Below are 19,960 nucleotides of genomic sequence, written 5' to 3' on the forward strand. Positions count from 1 at the left end.
ACTCCAATGCCCGAAACTCCCGGACTCAGGTAAATGACGGCTCGACCGATCGTTCACCAGTACGATTCACAGGCCGGTGCCACTGCCACCTCCATTCTTGGGGGACATACGTGACCTCGGCTGGGACGATCGAGTGAACACCTCGGCCCTCGTGCCGGCGGGGTTCGCCGAGCCCTTTCCCAGCCCTGTGGCCACAATGGCGATGGAGGCTTCGCCACCTCGATCAGGCGCGGTGCAACCAGAGATTTATTCCGAAAGAGGATGACATGAGGATTCTCCACATTGGATACCGGCTACCTCCTGAACGGGGTGGGAAGGAGCGCTATGTCGAGCGCCTCACCCATGAGCAGCTTCTCCGCGGCCACCGGGTCTTGATCTCCCATCGCCAAGGCCGGATACCGGACGGCGCGGAAACACTGTCGCTGACGCCGACCCGAGCAAGTCAGGCGATCTCCAGAAAGTCCGATGTGACCGCCTTCGCCATGGAGTGTGCGCGCGCGCTTACTCACGCGGGCCGTATCGATGTTATCAACGTGCACGGCGATCACCGAGAGGCGCTCGCTCTCGGTCCCGCCGCGCGGCGGCTCGGGATCCCTGTTGTCGTCACCGTCCACGGGGCGCTCACGTCACGCCATCGGCTGATCATGCCGTGGGCCTTCCGCCATGTGAACGGCTTCATCGCGATCGGCACCCGGCCAACGGACGACCTGCTCCGTGTTGGGATACCGGCCCAGCGGATCCGCACGATGTCCAGCGGCTTGGACCTCACCCATCTGGCCGGTTTCCGCAACCAAGGTTCCGTCGAACCAGGGTTGATCGTCAGCGTCGGCTCACTGGAGAAGGTGAAGAACCACGCTCTGACGATCAGGGCCTTCCGTGAGCTGCGCATCGTCCGCCCCGACGCACGCCTTGTCATCGTAGGTGAAGGCGCCGAGCGCGCTCATCTCCAGCAGCTCGCCGGCCCCGGCTCCGGAATCCAGTTCACCGGGCAAATCTCCAGCGACCATGTCTACTCTCTGGTGAGCCGGGCCCAGATTTTCGTGCTCGCCTCCGCACGGTTTCCCACCATTGGGGAGGGCATTCCCACCGCCGCTCTGGAGGCCCTCGCACTGGGGACCCCCGTCGTGGTCTCCTCCGACGCCTCACTTGACCCGATCATCGAGGACCGCGGCGCCTGTCGTGTCTTTCGCAGCGGGTCATCGGAGGAGTTGGTAGCGCATCTGCGATCGGTGCTCGAAGATGAAAGGTCCCGCCTTCACATGATCGAACGCGGCCAGGAGGCCGTGTCAAGCCTCGACTGGCCACTGGTGGCCGCCCGCATCGAGGAGTGGTACGAGACATTCATGATCGGTAGGGCATCTCGTCTCCTCGCGGAGATGTCATGAGAGGCCCGCACATCTGCGAGGTGATCAAATCTCTGGATGTGGGAGGTGCGGAGGTCCTACTCGTCGAACGGCTGCTCGCCACTCCCCCTACCGGCAAGCGCCACACTGTCATATGCCAGCAGGCGTCCTCCCCGGAGCTCTCCGAACGGCTGCGCTCGGCCGGTATAGACGTCGTCGACCTTACCTCGTCCCCCCGCCACCTCCGATCCGCACACCTTGTGCACAGAGTCAGGCTGCTGAGACCCGACGTGCTCAACATCCATTCGCCCATTCCCGCATCCCTGCTGAGGCCGATGTCCCGTCTGTGGAGACCTCGCCCCGTCCTGGTCTCAACGGTCCACAGCGTGCGCTACCGCCTGCCGACGATGTTGCTTGACCGTGCGACGGGATGGCTGGACACCCGGACCGTGGCCGTCTCCCCGCAGGTGGCCCAGGCTGTCACGAGTTGGGGCGCCCGCAGCCTGGTCACCCGGATTCACGGTGTCAGCGTCACGCGGCAGCGACGCTGGGCCGCGGAGTCGCAACAGACGAGGCAGCAGTGGAACGTTCCCCACGATGCCTTCCTCATCGTGCACGTCGGTAACTTTCGCCCGGAGAAGAACCACGATCTGCTCACCGAGGCCGCAGCACGGGTTTCCCGGCTGGCCCCCCGTACGGTGTTCCTGCTGGCGGGGTCCGGTCCTCTCCAAGAGCGAGTGGCTCGCCGCGTCGCCGCTCTGCGGCTGGACAACGTACGCCTGCTCGGCCATGTGCCCGACGCCGCTCGTCTGATCGCCTCTTCCGATCTACTCGTGCTCAGCTCCTCCTACGAAGGTCTCCCCGTTGTCGTCATGGAGGCCCTCGCCGCAGGCGTTCCGGTCGTGTCCACCGCAGTCGGCGGAGTGCCCGACCTGGTGGAATCCGAGCGGAACGGCATACTCACCACACCCGGGGATCCCGGCTCGCTCGCCGAGGGCATGTTGCGGGCGATGCAGAGCGGGGTTCAAGCACGCCTTCGCGAGGGCGCACGGGACAGCGCCGACCGCGTCGACATCAGCGTGGCAGCGGAATGGTTCGACCGACTGTACGACGAAGTCTGCCCATAAATCATGACAAGCGTGCTCGAACGTGTGCTTCCACGGATGCGCCCACCCAGCGGGCGCCATCTACGCACATTCGCATCGCTGACCACCGCGAGCTTGGCCGAGGCGATCCTCCCCTCGCTCACCCTCATCGCTCTGGTCCGGTCGGCGGGAGCCGAAAAGTCCGGACAGATCATCTTCGCTCAGTCCCTTGCGAGCATCTGGTTCCTGCTGTGTGACCCGCGTGCGGAGGATGCGGTCCAGCGATTCGTTCCGATCGAACACCGGCGGAGCGGCCAGGGATCCGCGCTGTTCATCCGCCTGCTCCACTGGGACGTGGCGATTGGCGTGGCCGCGACCTGCATCGGTCTCCTGATGACAACGACCGTACGCCTGCTCGGTTTCGCCACGGACGAATTCGCGCTCATGCTCTCCCTGGCGATCGTCACCCGCGGGGTCATGGCCTCGCACGGGACGACGAGCGCGGCCTTCGCGCTGACGGACCGGCTTCACAGTCTCGGCCTGCTCCGCGTGAGCTGCGCGATCGTGTCGTTCGGGCTGGCATTGGGCGGACTGTTCGCCGGCGGTCCCCTGGCCTACCTGGCCGGCCAGGCACTGGGCACGCTGGTGATGACCATGGTGCTGTACATGCGGGCGAAGCCGGCGGTGTTCGCGGAGTTCGGGCCGGCCGCGACACGAATCCGGCTCCCTTCGGGCCTGGTCGCCTTCTCCCTGAAAGCGTCCGTCGGGACTTCAGTCGCGGGGATCTCCGACTCGGGAATCCTGACGGTCGCGGCCTTTCTCGGAGGTCCAAGCCTGGTGACCATCCTGAAGATCGCAACGGCCCCTGGTCGTCTCTATGCGAACCTGGTCATCCCGGTTGCCGCGATGCTCTATCCCCGGCTGGCACAGGCAGCTGTGGCGGAAGACGGCAGGATGCTCATCAAGAGAGACCTCATCCGGGCGACCCTGCTGCTCGCGGTCGTCGGGGCGGCTTGCCTGACGGTGACGCTCCCAATCGCCAACGACATCCTGAGCATGATGTACGGGCACCAGTATGCCGAGATCGGGACGGTGGCCATGGTGATCCTGGCCGCCGAATGCGTAAAGGGACTCGTGTGCTGGGCGAACGTGCTTCCCCTCGCCGTCGGCAGGCCGACCTGGCGACTCGCCTACCTCTCAGCGGAAGGGATTCTCCTGCTGGGTGCGCTGTTCGCCGCCGCCTGGACCGCCTCGAACGCCTTCGAGATCTCGCTCTCCTTCGCGAGTGGAGCACTGGCCATCGCCGTTCTCGGTGTGATCGTGTGGATCACATTGCTACGGCGAATCGTTCACGGCGACAGATAGATGTCAGGGGGCCGACGTTCCGGCCAGGGCATGCGAACCGGATCCACCACCTCCGCCGTTGCGATCGGGTTCTCCGGTGAATCCGCTCGCCGCCCGCAGAACCCGTCCTGTCCTCGGCAGACCGGAGAACCTGTTCCCGCACCTTCCCGCCATGGTGTGCCTCACCCTGGAATGCGGCTGTCGAGAATCATCTTGCAGTGCCGTCGCGTCCGCCCGGGACCGCGCGGTCAGGTCTTTACGTAGTCGCCGGCCCGCTCGTTCGACAGCGAGTCCGGGGCCTGTTCTTTCTTCGGCGGCACCCTGGTCCAGGCCACCGCGGAAAGCAGACTCGTAACCATGACGATCGGCATACGCTGGCGAAAGATCAGGCCGATGTTCGCCATGGTGGTGGCATAGGCGACCATGCTGGGAACGATGAAGAGAAGGAGAATCCAGAACATGCTGCGGTCATAACGCCATAGCCTGCGAGCCCCACGCACGGCACTGTAAAGAAGGTAGTACCAGATAACCACTTCGATCTTTCCGAACTGCAACATCATTGTCCCCTCCGCCCAGGGGAAGGGGGACAGGAGCGTGTAGAGGAGTTTGGGTCCGAGCGCGCCCCACGGGCTGCCGCCGTCTTCGAATACCACCCCAGAGTCCTCGCTGGCGACGGCACGACGGAGATCATCCGACTGTCCGTACTCCAACTGTTCCCTCATCGCCCCGAAGGGGCCCTCTTCGGCTGCCACTCCGAGAAGGATGAGAACAGGAACCAGCACCATGGAAAGGGTTGCCATGACACGAAGGGATGGGGATCGCCTGGAACCCAAAACGCTGAGAATAAGCGACGGAGCGCACATAAAAACCATGTACGGACGGACATGCCACAGCGCCCAGAGAAGAGGTCCGAGGACAAACAGTTTACGCATGTCAAAGCGTTTCATATTTGAACACGCAAGGCCAAGACAGGCTATGACAAGGAATGCGTTGAAACCGTCCTTGAACGTGTCCGAGGTGTGCACCAGGAACGCCGGAGTGAATGCCGATATGATAAGCAGACGAAACGCCGAACGCTCGTCGACATCAAGAAGCCGAGCGAATCTGTACATCAGAACGCACAACCCACAGGCCAGGAGCGCGACAACGGCCGTGCAGGCCAATGCGGCCTTCCCGCCGCACAGGTAGATAACGATCGCGAACAGATTACATGGCACGGCCACGGATTTCAGAGATCCGGCCTGCCCAAGAGCGACGAAGTGAACCCCCTCCCGTTTCCATTCTTCGACTATCTCCATTGATATGGATTCGTAGGTGAGATTGTCACCGCCGTACCAGGTTCCTCCGTTTCGCATAAGCATGACGTGGACGGCCAGCCGGGTGATGAAAGCCAGGAGCAGCACGGGCAGCACTCGCCGCGCCACGTCCGCGTTGAAACTCACATGAACAATAAAGACGAGCATGACTGCGGCGGCAGCAACAATAATATATTCCACGCAAAACCATCTCCAGTCCGCCTCAAAGCCGCCTTCTGCAGACATGCCGGGCCGTGGAGGGCTTCTATTCATGCTCCGGAGGCTCAGCGGCCCAGGCACCCGCTCGGCGACACCGCTGATATGGCGCCACAATGTCGGCTTCAAGGGTTTCCATCCCTTACCGACTTAACTTTTCACCTTCTTTATTTGGTTCTGTCACAAACCTCCCTTCATACTGCTCCAGCGAGTGGATATGCGGCGAAATCGGCACCATGACGATCGAAAGCTCCCGCCTTCGCCTCAGAAAAAATACACCTGACAGGCAACCAAGACCCATAAACAAGCACGACACAGGGGTAAACGTTCTCGAAAAACCAATGGCTCCCGCCCGTTTCGGCACCGCATGGCGCCGGAGCACACACGGTGACGTGCCGGACGCAGGCGACAACACACGCCTATCACGAACAAAAGACGTAGAACGGCATCGCCGCCCGGTCCCCGCTCACCATCGACAGTCGGGTAGGCCGCGCCGGCATCGCCAGAGCCGACGACGGAAGCACTTACCGATCCCAAATCGTCCTGTAGAACAATCCTCGACATCTCGCCGATCCAGCCCTCCGACCTATCGCGCCTAGATCACGTACAGGTAGGAGGTAGGGAAACATTTCACCACCACCCCTATGGCAACGCCGAACAGGTTGATTTCCGAGCTAGCTTCTCCGACATGTCTCAGACCCATCGTTGAGGAGCACGTGATGCGAGACAGTCGGATTCGTGTCATGGAGATCATCGCCAGGATGAGCGGTGGCGCGGCCAGACACGTCATCGAGTTACACCAGCTACGAAACCCGGAGGAGTTCGACCATCGTGTTTACACCGGCTACGTCGATGTGGACGAAAGCGACCTTCTGCGGCTGCGAAGCGCCACCGTACCGGTTCATCGGGTCCCAGGTCTGGGCAGGTCGATCAGGCCCACCGACGATTACCGCGCGCTCACCCACCTGATCACATCCATGCGCGCCTTCCGCCCGCATATCGTCCATACCCGGACGGCGAAGGCCGGTGCCCTGGGCCGATTGGCCGCCCGCTTGTCCGGTGTAGGTTCAGCCCAGGTACATACATTTCACGGCCACCTTTTGTATGGATATTTCTCCGGACCCAAGCGATACTTTTACGTTCAGGCGGAAAGATTTCTCGCCTCCATGTCCGACCGGCTCGAAACAGTGGGTTTCCAGGTCCGCGACGATCTACTGAAAGCAGGGATCGGCCGTCCCGAACAGTACGTTGTGATCCCACCCGGCATTCAGCTCGCCCCCGTTCCCGATCGTGAGGCCGCCCGATCCTGCCTGGGGCTTCCGCCGGACGCGCCCGTCGTCGCGTTCGTGGGCCGCCTCACTCACGTGAAACGGCTGGATCGATTCGTCGCCACGGCTGACGCGGTGCTCCAACGGGTTCCCGACTGCCGCTTCGTCATCTGCGGGGGCGGCGAACTTCACGAGGAGGTCAGACGGAGTATCGAGCCTTTCCAGCACGCCTTTCACCTGCTCGGCTGGAGAAAGGACGTGGAGACGGTCTATTCCGCTGCCGACGTGGTCCTGCTGACCTCCGACAACGAAGGCACACCCCTCACGCTCATCGAAGCGGGAATGGCCGGAAGACCGGCCGTCTCCACACGGGTGGGAAGCGTCGCGGAGGTTGTCAGACACGGGGACACCGGTCTGCTGGCCGCGTGTGACATCGGCGAACTGGCGGAGCAGACGGTGCGGCTGCTGTCCAACCCGGTGCTCGCCGGTGAGATGGGCGAGTCAGCTCGCAAGTGGACGCTCTCCTCATTTGGGGCGGAACGCTTCGTCGCGGACACCGAAGCTCTTTATCGATCGCTATGCGAGGAGCACTGGGATCGCCGCACCGCGGAGCGATTGAAGGGGAAATGAGGAGGTGGAAACCCTGCCGGCCGGTACGAACCTCTCTCACATGACGGTGGCGTCATTCGAGAAGGCCATGATCCCAACGACCACGGCACGAGCCCACAGCTGATCGATCAACCCTACACATCCAACAGGGAAAGCACGTGAGCGGAACATCTAAGACCAACTACCTGATAACGGGTGGCAGCGGATTCATCGGGTCGTACCTGACCGACGCGCTGCTAGCCCGCGGTGACTCCGTTGTGATTCTGGACAACCTGTCGACCGGGCGGCTTGCCAACCTCCGCCCCCACCCCGACCTCCGTTTCATACACGGGTCGGTCCTGGACGAGCTGATGGTCGACGAGTTGGTCCACCAGTGCGACGTGGTCGTCCATCTCGCGGCCGCGGTCGGCGTCAAGCTGATCGTCGAGCAGCCGCTGCGTTGTCTGACGACCAACATCCGCGGCTCGGAGATCGTCATCGAGGCAGCGCATCGGTACCGGAAGAAGATCCTGATCACCAGCACGAGCGAGATCTACGGCAAGAACTCCTCAGGCCCGCTGGGAGAGGATGCCGACCGCGTCCTCGGCAGCCCCGCCGTGGTGAGATGGGCCTACAGCACCGCGAAAGCCGTCGACGAGATCCTCGCCAACGCCTACCACAAGGAACGCGGTCTGCCCACGATCATCGTCAGACTGTTCAACACCGTCGGCCCACGGCAGAGCCCGGCCTACGGCATGGTCATTCCGCGCCTTGTGCAGCAAGCCCTCTGTGATGCCCCCCTGACGGTATTCGGCGACGGCACCCAGACCCGGTGCTTCGCCCACGTCGCGGACGTCGTCGACGCGTTGCTCCGGCTTCTCGACCACGAAACGGCGATCGGCCATACCTTCAACATCGGCTCCGCCGATGAGGTGAGCATCCTGGAGCTCGCCAAATCGATCGTCGAACTCACCGGATCCACCGCTGGAATCAACCTCATTCCGTATAGCGAGGCTTATGTGGCGGGCTTCGAGGACATGGCGCGCAGGGTTCCCGACACCACGAAGCTCCGCATGCTCACCGGGTGGGAACCCAGACGAACGCTTGACGACATCCTCATGGAGACCATCGCCCATGCCCGGCGAGAGATGGCGCCGGCGGAGAACCCGGTGCACACGTGATGGAGGCCGCCGGGCATCTCACGCCTGGGGGCGCCCAGGGGTATGCGCACCGAGCTGCGCCCCCCGGCCGGCCCACCCGGCTCGACGGCGATGTCCATGGCGCGTGCTGATCATGTACGTAATTGCCAAACTACCAAGGGATGACCAACTGTGAAGATCGTTGTGACCGGCGGGGCGGGGTTTATCGGCGCGAACCTATGCAAAGAGCTCTCCCGACTCCCTGAGGTCTCCCACATTCTCGTTCTGGACGATCTGAGCTCCGGTTCCCTGGCGAACCTGCGGGACACCAGGGTCGACTTCGTCCAGGGCAGCATTCTGGATCGCTCTCTGCTGGGCGAGGTCATGAGGGGCGCCGACGCGGCCGTGCACCTGGCCGCCCGCCCGTCCGTGGCCATGTCGGTGGACGACCCCGAGGGATCCCACGACGTGAACGCCTCCGGCACCCTGCGGGTGTTGGAGGCGTGCCGCGCCGTCGGCGCGTACGCCGTCACCGCCTCATCCTGTTCCGTCTACGGGGACAGCGCCGAGAACCCGAAACACGAGGGACTCCCCACCCGGCCGGTGAGTCCATACGGCGCCGGTAAGCTCGCCGCCGAGGCGTACACCCTGTCCTACGCGGCCAGTTTCAACATGCGCACTCTGGCCCTGCGCTTCTTCAACGTATACGGGCCGTTCCAGCCCGCCGACCACGCCTACGCCGCGGTCATCCCCGCCTTCATCGACGCCGCCCTCAGAGGCGACCCTCTGCGCATCTACGGCGACGGCCTGCAGACCAGGGATTTCACATTCGCCGAGACGGTGGTCTCGGTGCTGATCGATGCCGTCATGCGCGAAGTGACGAGCGACACCCCCGTCAACGTCGCCCACGGCGTCCAGGTGTCGCTGCTGGAGTTGGCCCGAGAGCTCGGCCAAGTGATGGACCGGCCTCTTGAAGTTCGCCACGCACCGCCCCGCAAAGGCGATATCCGTGACTCGCGAGCATCCTGCGAGAGGCTGCGCCGGCTTTTCCCCGACATCGCCCCGGTTTCGCTGGACGTCGGGCTCCAGCGCACGGTGAGCTGGTTCGAACAGCCGATGGTCGCAGGCAGCGGGCGATCGCAGTGATCTCCGGGGAATTGCTCGCGATCGCCGTGTCCACCGGCGCGGCGGCATTCGTTCTCGTGGCCATGCTCACCGAGCTCACACGACGGTTCGCCGTATGGCTCGGGATCGTCGACCGGCCTGGGGCGAGCAGGCCACATCGTCGCCCGACACCCTATCTCGGGGGCATCGCCATCGTCGTGGGAACGCTTCTCCCGATCGGAATGCTGGTCCGGGACTGGGACCTCCAGATCGTCACGATCATGGCGAGCGCCGTACTCGTCGCCCTGCTCGGAGCGATCGACGACTGCCGGCCGCTGAGGCCCGTCTGGCGGCTCATGCTCGAAAGCGTCGCCGCGGCCATGGTCGTGGCCACCGGAGTGCGCATCGAGTTCTTCGGGAACTGGATCGACGCGGCGGCCGCACTGGTCTGGATCGTGTTCGTCACCAACTCGTTCAACATGATCGACAACACCGACGGCGTCCTCGGATCCATCGGCACCGCGAGCGCGGGCATACTGTCCGTCGCCGCACTCGTCACAGGGCAGCCCACCATCGCCCTGCTCCTGCTCTCCATCGCCCTCGGATGCCTTGGCTTCGTCGCACACAACTGGAGCCCCGCCCGAATCTTCATGGGCGACGCGGGCTCGCTGTTCATCGGATTCACCCTGTCGGCGTGCGCGGTGACGGTATTCGGCAAGACAGGACCGGCCACGGCCCTTCCGGGGCTCCTGCTGTTCACCTTCATCCCGACGCTCGACACCTGTCTGGCGATCATCGCCCGCCAGCGAGCCGGCCGCCCCTGGCTGATCGCGAGCCCCGATCACCTGGCGCATCGGTGTGTCGCGGCCGGCTTCACCCCCCGCCAGATCGCACTCCTCATGTGCGGCGCCACCACGGCGACGAGCCTGCTCGGAATGCACGTCCTGCTCGGCTGGGTACCCAGGCTCGTCTCGCTCGCGGGACTTCTCTGTACCGGTATCGCGCTTGTGACACTCCTGCTGAAGGCTCCCAGCCGGTATCCCTCACCTCGCGCACACCGCGCACACCGCGTACGCCGCGCGAAAAGCGTGGCCATGGCCTCATCCGAAGGAAGGCACTAACCCGGTGGACTTGCTCTACTACACACGGCTCATGCGCAGAAACTGGCTGTTCATCCTCCTGTCGCTGGTCCTCGCCGTAACCGCGGCACTCGTGATAACCGCGAACACGTCGCCCAAGTACGTCGCCACGATCTCCATGCTGGTCTCCGGTCACGACAAGGAAGGCAGCCTTTCCACCGCGTACCAGGCAGGGATGCTGTCACAGCAGAGGGTGCAGTCCTATGCCAACCTGCTGTCCAGTCGTCGAGTGGTCAGTCAGATCACCACAGGTGAAGACGTCCAGCGCCTCCAGGCGAACATCACGGTGGAAGCCATCCCCTCCACCGTGCTCCTCCGCGCCACGGTCGCCGACACCGACCCGGCACGCGCCGCGCGAATGGTCAATGCCCTGGGAGAGGCGTTTTCCCGGCTGATCGACGAGATCGAGCGGCCCACTCCGAACAGCCGTCCCACCGTCAAGGTCACGATGGTGGATCAGGCGGATGTTCCCACGACACCGATCAGTCCGAGACCGCTGGTCAATCTCGTGCTCGCCGTCACCATCGCACTGTTCGTCGCCGTCGGCTCAACCGTCCTCCGCGACCGCCTGGACACGACCATCAAGACGAGTGAGACGCTGCAGCGCGTGTCGAAGAGCTCGATCCTCGGCGTGATCGGTTACGAGCGGGACGCGCGGCACCACCCCCTCATCGTCCGGGACCAGGGCCGCTCCTCCAGGTCGGAGGCGTTCCGCTCGCTCCGCACCAACCTGCAGTTCATCGGGGTCGATCGGCAGCCGAAGTCGCTGGTGGTCACCAGCTGCCTGCCGGGCGAGGGCAAGTCGTCCACCTCGGCCAATCTGGCGATCACGCTCGCGCAGGCCGGGTGGCGGGTGATCCTGGTGGACGGAGACCTCCGCCGGCCGAGCATCCCGCGCTATCTCGGGATCGAGGGGGCGGTCGGCCTGACCGACGTACTGATCGACAAGGCGCAACTGCCGGACGTCATCCAGACGTGGAGCGAACCGAACCTGTCGATCCTGCCCAGTGGCCGTATCCCGCCGAACCCGAGCGAACTGCTCGGCTCGCAGGGGATGCGGCAGCTGCTCGCCCGGCTCACCGAGGCGTACGACATGGTGATCGTCGACGCGCCGCCGCTGCTGCCCGTCACCGACGCCGCGACGCTCGCGGCGGTCTGTGACGGCACGCTGCTGGTCGCGCGGTACGGCAGGACCCGGCAGGAGCACGTCACCCGTGCCGTGGAGATGCTGTCGTCGATCAACGCCCGTGTGGTGGGCAGCGTGCTGAACTTCACCCCGGCCAGGAGCGACCAGTACCGCGGCTACGGCTACGGCTACGGCTACGAGCCCCAGGTCAAGACGTTGACGACTGCGTGAGCAACCGGAGCGGGACGGCGAGCGACCTGGCGATCCCCCGTCCCGCCGCCCGGTAGGCCCAGCGGGAACGCCGGTAGGGGTCCGGGATGTCGGGCCGATCCACCCGGACCAGCCCGCGCAGCGCCCGCGCCTCGGCCACCAGGGCGCGGGCCCGCCGTACCGGATCCCGGTGGCCGGCGATCCTCTCGGCCGGTACCGCGCGGGCCAGCGCGCCGAACTCGGCGATGGTGAAGGCCCGGGTGGCCGCGGGCAGGTGCCCGGCCACCGCTTCGGCGCGGTGCCGGGCGGTGGCGGTCAGCACCAGGTCGGCGGCGGCCACCAGGTCCGGGGTCAGCCGCCGGGAGACGAAGCCGCCGGGATCGCCGCCGAGACGGACGAGCACGCGCCGCGCGTGCTCGGTCATCGCCCTTCCCCGCTCCGCGTGGGTGCCCGCGCTGGTCACCTGGAACGCCGGGCACGCCCCGAGCGCCGACCGCGTCAGCCGTTCGGCCAGCGGGGAGCGGCAGATGTTCCCCGTGCACACGAACAGGATGTGGAAATCGGTGTCGTCCCCCGGCATGGGCATCGCTCTGTACATCCCTCCAGGATCGCGGATCGAGATCGTCGCGTCCGGGGGCCTCCGGGGCGTCAGGAGTGGCCGCCGGTCGCGCCGCCGGGGAGCGCGCAGCCCCGCGGGTCCTGGGTGATCCCGGTGTGCTGGGGACGGACCAGCGGCTGTACCGGAACCACCGGTGGCGCGTCGGAGGCGGGTTCCGTCAGGTCGAGCTCCAGCGTCCTCGACTGCCCCGGGTTCAGCTCCAGCAGCGTCGAGTAGACGGGATGGGAGCGTTCGACCTCGCTGATGACCGGCACGCGGTCACCGTCGAGCCGTGCCGCGCCGAGTTCCGCGCCGACCCCGGCGTACAGCGAGACCCAGAGCAGGTTGGAGCCGACGACGTGCGGACGGCCGGGCGAGTCGAGACGGCCGGTGACGTAGCCGGGCAGTCTCCCCGCCGGCACGTCGTTGGTGAGCCGGACGCGGACCCTCACCGGACGCGTCCCGCCCCGGCAGGGACCCAGCTCGTAGTCGAGGGAGCGCTCCAGGTAGTAGTCGAGCTTGCCGCCGGCCGAGTTGTTGATCACCAGTCCGGCGAACGGCCCCGGCCGCCGGGACAGCACTCCGCCGAGCGGCGTCTGCGCCAGGTACCGCTGCTCGGCGGGCCTGCGGCTCCAGATCTGGAGCCGCCGCTCGCTCACCATGCGGGACAGCACGGTGAACAGCCTGGTGGGTCCCGCGGACGACTCGGTCAGCGCGTCGCCGACGGCGCCGGCGACTCCGACGAGGAACCGCTTGCGCTCCAGGGGGTCCGGATATCGGGCGTAGGCCGTCCGCTCGGTGAGGTCGACGACGTTCTCCGCGGTCAGCGTCTCCCCGCCGGGGAGGGTGACCGGGCCGATCAGCTCCAGCAGGTAGGAGAGCCCGGCCGGGTCGGTCGCCACCGCGCCGTCCAGCCGCCGGTGGTTCTGCCGTTCCCAGAGCGCGGACCAGGTGGCCGCGGCGTACGGGAAGTGCGGGGAGAGGTTGGAGACGGAGAGCAGCCGGGTCGCGCCGGTCCCGTATCGGGCCCGATAGGCCGGGCCGTGGTCGGTGACGGGGACGGCGCTCTCGTCGAGGCCGGTGTTGGCGGAGAGCCGCCGGATGCCGATCTTGCCGCGATCGGCGTCCACCAGGCCGAACGCGCCGACCAGGCCGCCGGTGCCCCGCGCCTCGGCGTTGGTCTGGAAGGCCAGGAAGTAGCGGCGCGGGCCGTCGTGGCCCAGCATCGGGGGCAGCAGGGCGGCGGCGGTCGCCGCGTCACGGAGCAGGCCGCTCAGCCGATCCACTTCGCGTAGCGCCGTGTCGCGAGCCTGGTCCAGCGCCCCTGCCCCGGTGTCCGCCGGGGTGACCGCCAGGCGGGCTCTCGCCCGGGCGAGGCGGGCGGCGGCGGTGTGCAGCACCGGGGCCGCCGCGTCGAGGCCGGCCAGCATCTGCCGCACGTCGTCCAGGGAACGTGTTCCGCCGGTGATGAACCCGTCCCCGGCCCGCTGAACCCCGGCCAGCACCTCGGTCAGCTCGGCGGCGGTCTCGGCCAGCCCGCGCACGGTCGCCGCGCCGTTCCCCACCAGCGGGGCGTGAGTGAGCAGCGACCAGTCGAGGCCGCCGGTGAGCCGGCGCGCCTGGGCCGCGGGCCGGCTCGCGTCCGCGAGCGCCCCGGCCAGGTGGCCGAGGTCGCCCTCGTTCGCCAGGGCGCGCAGCCGGAGCAGCGCGCCTCTGGTCTCCTCCAGCCGATCTCGCACGCTCAGGCCGAGATAGGCCGACCAGCCCCCGGCCAGCGCGAGAACGGCGGCCGGGGCCAGCAGGCCGATCGCGACGACTCGCCGGCGCCTCCTGCCCGTCCTACCTGGCACTGGAAGCGCGACGGCGCCGTACGGAGATCAGGCTGCTCGCAGCCCCGGCGACCAGCAGTGAGGCACCCGCCGCGGCCACGGCCGACAGCGGCGCCCCGGTGAGGGGCAGTTCCTCGGAGGCCCGGTGCTCCCTGGTGAAGGCGGCCCGCTCGATGAGTTCCGCGCAGCGGGCGTTACCGCACTCGAAGCCGTCGGCGGACCTGTGCTCGGCCCCCAGGGCGTGGGCGTTCCGATGGTGGTGGTGGTGGGCACTTCCGCCGCCACCACCACCGCCGCCGCCCCCGCCACCACCGCCACCACCGCCGCCACCGCGGCCACCACCGCCCCCGCCGCGACCGCCGCCGCGGCCACCGTTCCCGCCGTCGTCGTCATCGTCGTCATCGTCGTCACAGGGGCGCGGTGGGTAGGGCGGCCTGTCCGGCGTGGACGCCGCGGCGGCCAGGCAGCCGGTCCAGGCAGCCGCCGGTCCCGCGCTTATGAGCATCGGCCCGCCTCCCACGACCACCGCGAGAAGAACGGACACCGTGTATTTTCCAGCCATTTCAAAACTCCCCGCCAGCGTTGATCAAGGCTCGGGACACGTCATTCGGAATACGAATAAACATCTCCACGGAACCCGTTATATCGACCACCGCGAAAAGCGGCCCGCGCGGTCCGCGCCCCTTACTGAACGATCACCGACTGTTCTCTGTCCATTGACGGTCCGGCGGGGCCCGCCGGACGGCGGACTCCGTCCGGCCGCGCGGCGGGGTCAGCGCGCGCCTTCCAGCCGGTAGACCGGACCGGCCAGGCTGAGCGCGTACAGTTCGCCGTCGTGATCCTCGCCGAAGGAGGACAGCTGCTCCACCCGGCCCTCGACCTCGCCCCGGCCCGGCTGGTCCGCGGGGGCCGACCTGACCCATCCGGCGCAGAAGTCACCGTAGAGGAAACGCCCGGCCAGGCCGGGGATCCGGCTGCCGCGATATACGTATCCGGCGATGACCGAGCAGTTCCCGTCCTCGCGCAGGGAGTACTCGATAACCGGGTCGACCGCGTCGCCGGGCGCCTCACCGGCGAACGGGTGGCGGCCCTCCCTGCGATTCCAGCCGTAGTTGCGGCCCCCCTTTCCCCGAGGCTCGAAATCGACCTCCTCCCAGGAGTTCTGGCCGACGTCACCGATCCACATGTCGCCCGTTCTCCGGTCGAAGGTGAACCGCCAGGGGTTGCGCAGGCCGTACGCCCAGATCTCGGGCCTCGCCCCCTGCCTGCCGACGAACGGGTTGTCCCGGGGCACCCGGTACGGCGTGCCGCGCGGGTCGATCCTGAGGATCTTCCCAAGCCAGGTGCCGGTGTTCTGGCCGTTGCCCTGTGGATCTCCCGCGCCGCCGCCGTCGCCGACCGCCACGTAGAGATGGCCGTCAGGGCCGAAGGCGAGCTGCCCGCCGTTGTGGTTGGCGTAGGGCTTCCGCTGCACGAGCACGTCCCTGCGGCCGGTGGCCCTGCCGTCGGCGAAGGCCCACTCGGTGACGTGGACGTGGCCGTCGCGGTCGGTCCAGTCGAGGTAGAGGAAGTCGCCGCCGGGGTGGAAGGCCACCCCGAGCAGCCCCTGCTCGTTTCCCCGGCTCACCTCCGCCGAGAGGTCGACGACGGGTTCCGCGGTGACCTTGCCGTCCACCAGCGCGCGCAGCCGGCCCGGCTGCTCGGCCACGTAAAGGGTCCGGTCGCCCTTGCGCACGGCCATCGCCACCGGCATGTCCAGCCGTGCGACCTCGGCGAACCGCACCCGCTCCGCGGTTTTCCGGGTCGCCGGGCCGGAAGCGGCGGGGTGGGTGGGCGCCGAGCCGGCCGCGGAACAGGCCGCCAGCGTCGCGCAGAGCACGGCCGCTCCCACTCCGGCCCGGTAGAGAGTCGGCATGTTCATCATTTCTCAATGATGGGCGACAGCGGGGGCGGAACGCGCGGGTTGCCGAATCCGGCCGCGCGGTCTCTAGACTGCGGACATGCCTTCAGCATTGATCACGGGCGCGACGGCCGGCATCGGCGCCGCGTTCGCCCGCCGCCTGGCCGCGGACGGATTCTCCCTTGTCCTGGTCGCGAGGGACGAGGATCGCCTGGGCGCCTCCGCCGAGAGCCTGCGCCTGCGTTACGGGGTGGGGGTCGAGGTGCTCCCCGCGGACCTGTCCACCGACGAGGGGCTGGGGAAGGTCGAGAAACGGCTCGCCGAGGGGGTCGACCTGCTGGTCAACAACGCGGGCTTCGGTCATCCGGGCTCCTTCCTCGACGTCCCGGTCGCCGGGGAGCTGCGGATGCTCAAAGTGCACTGCGAGGCGGTGCTCCGGCTGACCATGGCCGCGCTGCCCGGAATGCGGGAGCGGGACCGGGGCGCGGTGATCAACGTGGCGTCGGTCGCGGCGTTCTTCACCCGGGGCAGCTACAGCGCGTCCAAGGCGTGGGTGGTCAGCTACAGCGAGTCCGTGGCCGCGGAGCTGACCGGCACCCGGGTGCGGGTGATGGCGCTGTGCCCGGGGTTCGTCCGCACCGAGTTCCACGAGCGCGCCTCGATGGACACCTCGGGCATCCCGGCTTTCCTGTGGTTGTCGGCGGACGACGTGGTGCGGGAGGCCATGCGGGATCTGGCCAGGGGCAGGCGGGTGAGCGTTCCCGACCTGCGCTACAAGGTCATCGTCGGGGTCGGCAGGTTGATCCCCAGGGGCCTGGCCGGTCAGGTCTCCCGCCGTCTCGGCCGCGAATAGGGGGCGGTTCCGCCCCGGCGGGGAGGGCGGAACGTTCAGACGCGGGCGGTGGCCGGGTGGCCGATCGCCAGACCCGAGACCGGGTCGAAGAAGTGCAGGTGGTGGGTGTCGACGGCCAGTTCGACCTGCTGGCCGGGGCGGACGTGGCTGCGGGAGTTCACCCGGGCGGTCCACAGCGACTTGTCGCCGACCAGCGGCAGGGTCGCCTCCTCGTCCTCACCGGCGTCGGCCGCGGCGACGGTGTCCTGGTGCTGGACGGGCGGGGCGTCGATCAGGAACAGGACGTTGATCTCGGAGCCGAGCTCCTCGGTGACCTGGGCGCGGACCTGCAGACCGCTCCAGCCCCCGGCCGTGCCGTTGGCGGCGACGGCGTCGTCGAAGTCGGAGGGGCGGATGCCCAGGATGAGCTTCCTGCCGAACCACCGGTCGAGGCCGGGCTTGCCGGCGAAGGTCTCGTCCGGCACCGGGAGCCTGAAGCCGGCGAAGGTGACGGCCGCGCCGCCGTCGCCGCGGACCAGCTCGGCGTTGACGAAGTTCATCGACGGGGAGCCCATGAAGCCCGCGACGAACAGGTTGACCGGCTGGTCGAAGAGGTTCTGCGGGGTGTCCACCTGCTGGAGCAGGCCGTCGCGCAGCACGCAGACGCGGTCGCCGAGGGTCATGGCCTCGACCTGGTCGTGGGTGACGTAGACGGTGGTCACGCCGAGGCGCTCGTGCAGGGTGTTGAGTGAGGCGCGCATGGAGACGCGGAGCTTGGCGTCCAGGTTGGAGAGCGGCTCGTCCATGAGGAACGCCTGGGGCTCGCGGACGATGGCGCGGCCCATCGCGACACGCTGGCGCTGACCACCGGACAGGGCGGCCGGCTTGCGCTTGAGGTACTGCTCCAGACCGAGCATCTTGGCGGCCTCGTTGACCCGCTTGGAGATCTCCGTCTTGGGCATCTTGCGGAGCTTGAGGCCGAAGGCGAGGTTCTCCTCGACGGTCATGTGCGGGTAGAGCGCGTAGTTCTGGAAGACCATGGCGATGTCGCGGTCTTTGGGAGGCAGGTGGTTGACCACCCGGTCGCCGATGGAGATCTCGCCACCGCTGATGTCCTCAAGGCCGGCGATCATGCGCAGGGCGGTGGACTTGCCGCAGCCGGACGGGCCGACCAGCACCATGAACTCGCCGTCCCGGATCTCAAGGTCGAGACCGTTCACGGCTTTGACACCGCCCGCGTAGATCTTGTCGACTTTGCTGAGCACGATGGATGCCATGGAGAATCCTTAGCTCCTCGGGCCAACCCCGCGTTCACCCGGTGTGGATACGTTTTCATGCATCTCACCGGAAACGGACATCCGTGTCAAGAGTTCTGCCGACCTCGCCTAGTCAGCACCACATCTTTTATCCCTGCGCACTGGATCAACTACAGAAAATATGTTGGAATCGTTTCCATGAACATGCGTCGTACCACCATCAAGGACGTCGCCGAGGCGGCGAGGGTGGGGGTGGCCACGGTGTCGCGGGTGCTGTCCGGCGGCTCGGCCAGTCCCGAGACCAGGGAGCGGGTGCTGAGCGTCGCGGCCCAGCTCGACTACCGGCCGAGCGCGCTCGGCCGCAATCTGCGTCAGCGGCGCTCGGGCGGGATCGGGCTGCTGCTGCCCGACATCACCGACACCCTCTACGCCCGCCTGGCCGACGGCGTGCTCACCTGCGCGCGCTCGGCGGGCGAGCCGGTGATCCTGGGCGCGACGGGTGACGACGAGGAGCGTGAGGCCGAGCTGATCGGCATGCTGCTGGAGCAGGGCGTGGACCGGGTGATCGCGGTCCCCTCCGGCGACGGCGAGACCTGGGCGCCCACCCTGCGCGCCGGGCTCACCACGGTGTTCGCGCACCGGATCGCCGCCGGGCGCGACGATGTGCCCGCGGTGCTGGCCGACGACCGCACCGGGGTGCGGACCGCGGTGGACTACCTGACCGGACTGGGCCACCGCCGCATCGCCTACCTCGGCGGCCCGGGCCAGGAGCAGCGGCTCTCGGCGTTCCGGCAGACGCTGGGCCCCCTGGTCGACGAGGAGCTCATCGTCCTGGCTCGCGGCACCCGCGACTCCGCCTACGCGGTCGCCGCCGGGCTCTTCCAGCACCGGCCCGACCTGACCGCGGTGCTGGCCGGGGGCAACCTGCTGGGCGAGGCGGCGGTGCTGGCCGCCAGGGAGCTGGACCTGCGGGTGCCCAGGGACCTGTCGCTGGTCATGTTCGACGACGTGCCCTGGGCCGAGCTGTGCTCTCCTCCGCTGACCGTGATCGCCCAGCCCGCGCAGGACATCGGCTACCGCGCGGCCGAACTGGTGCTGCGCGCGGGCGCCCGGCGGCCGCGGAACGTGCTGCTGCCCACCGAGCTGATCGTCAGGGGGAGCTGCGGGCCTAGAGGGACTTCTCGATCGCCTCGATGACCGCGGGGTCGCCGGGCTCGGTGCTCGGGCGGAAACGGGCCAGCACCTCTCCGTCACGCGAGATCAGGAACTTCTCGAAGTTCCACCGGACGTCCCCGGCCTCCCCCTCGGCGTCGGGGGCCCGGGTGAGCGAGGCGTAGAGGGGGTGCCGGTCGCCGCCGTTGACGTCCGTCTTGGCGAGCAGCGGGAAGTCGGCGCCGTAGGTGGTGGAGCAGAACTCCTGGATCTCCTCGGCACTGCCCGGCTCCTGGCCCATGAACTGGTTGCAGGGGACTCCGACGACGGTGAGACCCCTCTCGCCATAGGTCCGCTGGAGCTGGACCAGACCCTCGTACTGCGGGGTGAGCCCACACCGGGAGGCCACGTTCACCACCAGGACCGCCCTGTCACCGGCCAGCTCGGCGAGCGTGGTGGGCGCGTCGGCGAGAGTGCGGATGGGGATGTCACGAATACTCATGATCTACACCCTAATCCTCTTATCAGGTTTGGGA

General features: G+C 67.4%; 17 protein-coding genes. 10 read left to right on the forward strand and 7 right to left on the reverse strand.

The features are described from left to right. Window positions 1–266: 266 nt before the first annotated feature. The 3 genes from ABZ194_RS01655 to ABZ194_RS01665 are packed head-to-tail and all read left to right on the forward strand — an operon-like array spanning window position 267 to window position 3,793. Complete coding sequence (locus tag ABZ194_RS01655) at window positions 267–1,385, forward strand: glycosyltransferase family 4 protein (protein WP_355590731.1); 1,119 nt, start codon at window positions 267–269, stop codon at window positions 1,383–1,385. Further along, window positions 1,382–2,470 carry a glycosyltransferase gene (locus ABZ194_RS01660; protein WP_355590734.1) on the forward strand — a complete coding sequence of 363 codons (1,089 nt, stop codon included), beginning with the start codon at window positions 1,382–1,384 and terminating at the stop codon, window positions 2,468–2,470. Before ABZ194_RS01655 ends, ABZ194_RS01660 begins: the two co-directional genes overlap by 4 nt. A 12-nt stretch (window positions 2,471–2,482) precedes the next feature. Further along, window positions 2,483–3,793 (forward strand): hypothetical protein, encoded by a 1,311-nt coding sequence (locus ABZ194_RS01665; protein WP_355590737.1) that lies wholly within the window; start codon window positions 2,483–2,485, stop codon window positions 3,791–3,793. Between the two features lie 227 nt (window positions 3,794–4,020). On the opposite strand, the gene ABZ194_RS01670 is transcribed toward ABZ194_RS01665, so the two are convergent. Continuing rightward, window positions 4,021–5,313, reverse strand: coding sequence for a hypothetical protein (locus ABZ194_RS01670; protein WP_355590740.1), 1,293 nt, complete (start codon window positions 5,311–5,313; stop codon window positions 4,021–4,023). A 713-nt stretch (window positions 5,314–6,026) separates the two neighbouring features. On the opposite strand from ABZ194_RS01670, the gene ABZ194_RS01675 reads away from it, so the two are divergent. The 5 genes from ABZ194_RS01675 (at window position 6,027) to ABZ194_RS01695 (ending at window position 11,878) form a co-directional block, all read left to right on the forward strand. Beyond that, complete coding sequence (locus ABZ194_RS01675; RefSeq protein WP_355590743.1) at window positions 6,027–7,181, forward strand: glycosyltransferase; 1,155 nt, start codon at window positions 6,027–6,029, stop codon at window positions 7,179–7,181. Window positions 7,182–7,318: 137 nt separating this feature from the next. Further along, complete coding sequence (locus ABZ194_RS01680) at window positions 7,319–8,320, forward strand: GDP-mannose 4,6-dehydratase (RefSeq protein ID WP_355590746.1); 1,002 nt, start codon at window positions 7,319–7,321, stop codon at window positions 8,318–8,320. A gap of 150 nt (window positions 8,321–8,470) precedes the next feature. Then, window positions 8,471–9,424, forward strand: a complete 954-nt coding sequence (locus ABZ194_RS01685; RefSeq protein WP_355590749.1) for an NAD-dependent epimerase/dehydratase family protein — start codon at window positions 8,471–8,473, stop codon at window positions 9,422–9,424. After that, window positions 9,421–10,503 (forward strand): MraY family glycosyltransferase, encoded by a 1,083-nt coding sequence (locus ABZ194_RS01690; RefSeq protein WP_355590752.1) that lies wholly within the window; start codon window positions 9,421–9,423, stop codon window positions 10,501–10,503. The genes ABZ194_RS01685 and ABZ194_RS01690 overlap by 4 nt, the downstream gene beginning before the upstream one ends. A 10-nt stretch (window positions 10,504–10,513) precedes the next feature. Further along, window positions 10,514–11,878 carry a polysaccharide biosynthesis tyrosine autokinase gene (locus ABZ194_RS01695; RefSeq protein ID WP_355590755.1) on the forward strand — a complete coding sequence of 455 codons (1,365 nt, stop codon included), beginning with the start codon at window positions 10,514–10,516 and terminating at the stop codon, window positions 11,876–11,878. On the opposite strand, the gene ABZ194_RS01700 is transcribed toward ABZ194_RS01695, so the two are convergent. The 4 genes from ABZ194_RS01700 to ABZ194_RS01715 form a co-directional block, all read right to left on the reverse strand. Next, complete coding sequence (locus ABZ194_RS01700; protein WP_355590758.1) at window positions 11,856–12,455, reverse strand: hypothetical protein; 600 nt, start codon at window positions 12,453–12,455, stop codon at window positions 11,856–11,858. The two genes, ABZ194_RS01695 and ABZ194_RS01700, sit on opposite strands and share 23 nt — an antisense overlap. Before the next feature lie 50 nt (window positions 12,456–12,505). Next, entirely contained in the window at window positions 12,506–14,305 is a 1,800-nt protein-coding gene (locus ABZ194_RS01705) for a DUF4012 domain-containing protein (protein ID WP_355590761.1), read from the reverse strand. Beyond that, window positions 14,295–14,846: a hypothetical protein gene (locus ABZ194_RS01710; protein WP_355590764.1), complete on the reverse strand. Its 552-nt coding sequence runs from the start codon at window positions 14,844–14,846 to the stop codon at window positions 14,295–14,297. Before ABZ194_RS01710 ends, ABZ194_RS01705 begins: the two co-directional genes overlap by 11 nt. Window positions 14,847–15,056: 210 nt before the next feature. Then, window positions 15,057–16,208, reverse strand: a complete 1,152-nt coding sequence (locus ABZ194_RS01715; protein ID WP_355590767.1) for a PQQ-dependent sugar dehydrogenase — start codon at window positions 16,206–16,208, stop codon at window positions 15,057–15,059. 76 nt (window positions 16,209–16,284) lie between these two features. Between ABZ194_RS01715 and ABZ194_RS01720 the strand changes: the two genes are divergently transcribed. Then, window positions 16,285–17,037 (forward strand): SDR family oxidoreductase, encoded by a 753-nt coding sequence (locus ABZ194_RS01720; RefSeq protein ID WP_355590770.1) that lies wholly within the window; start codon window positions 16,285–16,287, stop codon window positions 17,035–17,037. 35 nt (window positions 17,038–17,072) lie between these two features. Here the strand turns inward: ABZ194_RS01720 and ugpC are convergent, their stop codons facing one another. Continuing rightward, on the reverse strand, window positions 17,073–18,293 hold the full coding sequence (gene ugpC / locus ABZ194_RS01725) for a sn-glycerol-3-phosphate ABC transporter ATP-binding protein UgpC (RefSeq protein ID WP_355590772.1): 1,221 nt from the start codon (window positions 18,291–18,293) through the stop codon (window positions 17,073–17,075). A gap of 177 nt (window positions 18,294–18,470) precedes the next feature. Between ugpC and ABZ194_RS01730 the strand changes: the two genes are divergently transcribed. Next, window positions 18,471–19,469 (forward strand): LacI family DNA-binding transcriptional regulator, encoded by a 999-nt coding sequence (locus ABZ194_RS01730; protein ID WP_355590775.1) that lies wholly within the window; start codon window positions 18,471–18,473, stop codon window positions 19,467–19,469. On the opposite strand, the gene ABZ194_RS01735 is transcribed toward ABZ194_RS01730, so the two are convergent. Then, entirely contained in the window at window positions 19,441–19,926 is a 486-nt protein-coding gene (locus ABZ194_RS01735; RefSeq protein ID WP_355590778.1) for a glutathione peroxidase, read from the reverse strand. The genes ABZ194_RS01730 and ABZ194_RS01735 overlap by 29 nt on opposite strands. Window positions 19,927–19,960 lie beyond the last annotated feature (34 nt).

Origin of the sequence: Streptosporangium sp. NPDC006007 (assembly GCF_040614315.1) — a bacterium.
GTDB lineage: Bacteria > Actinomycetota > Actinomycetes > Streptosporangiales > Streptosporangiaceae > Streptosporangium.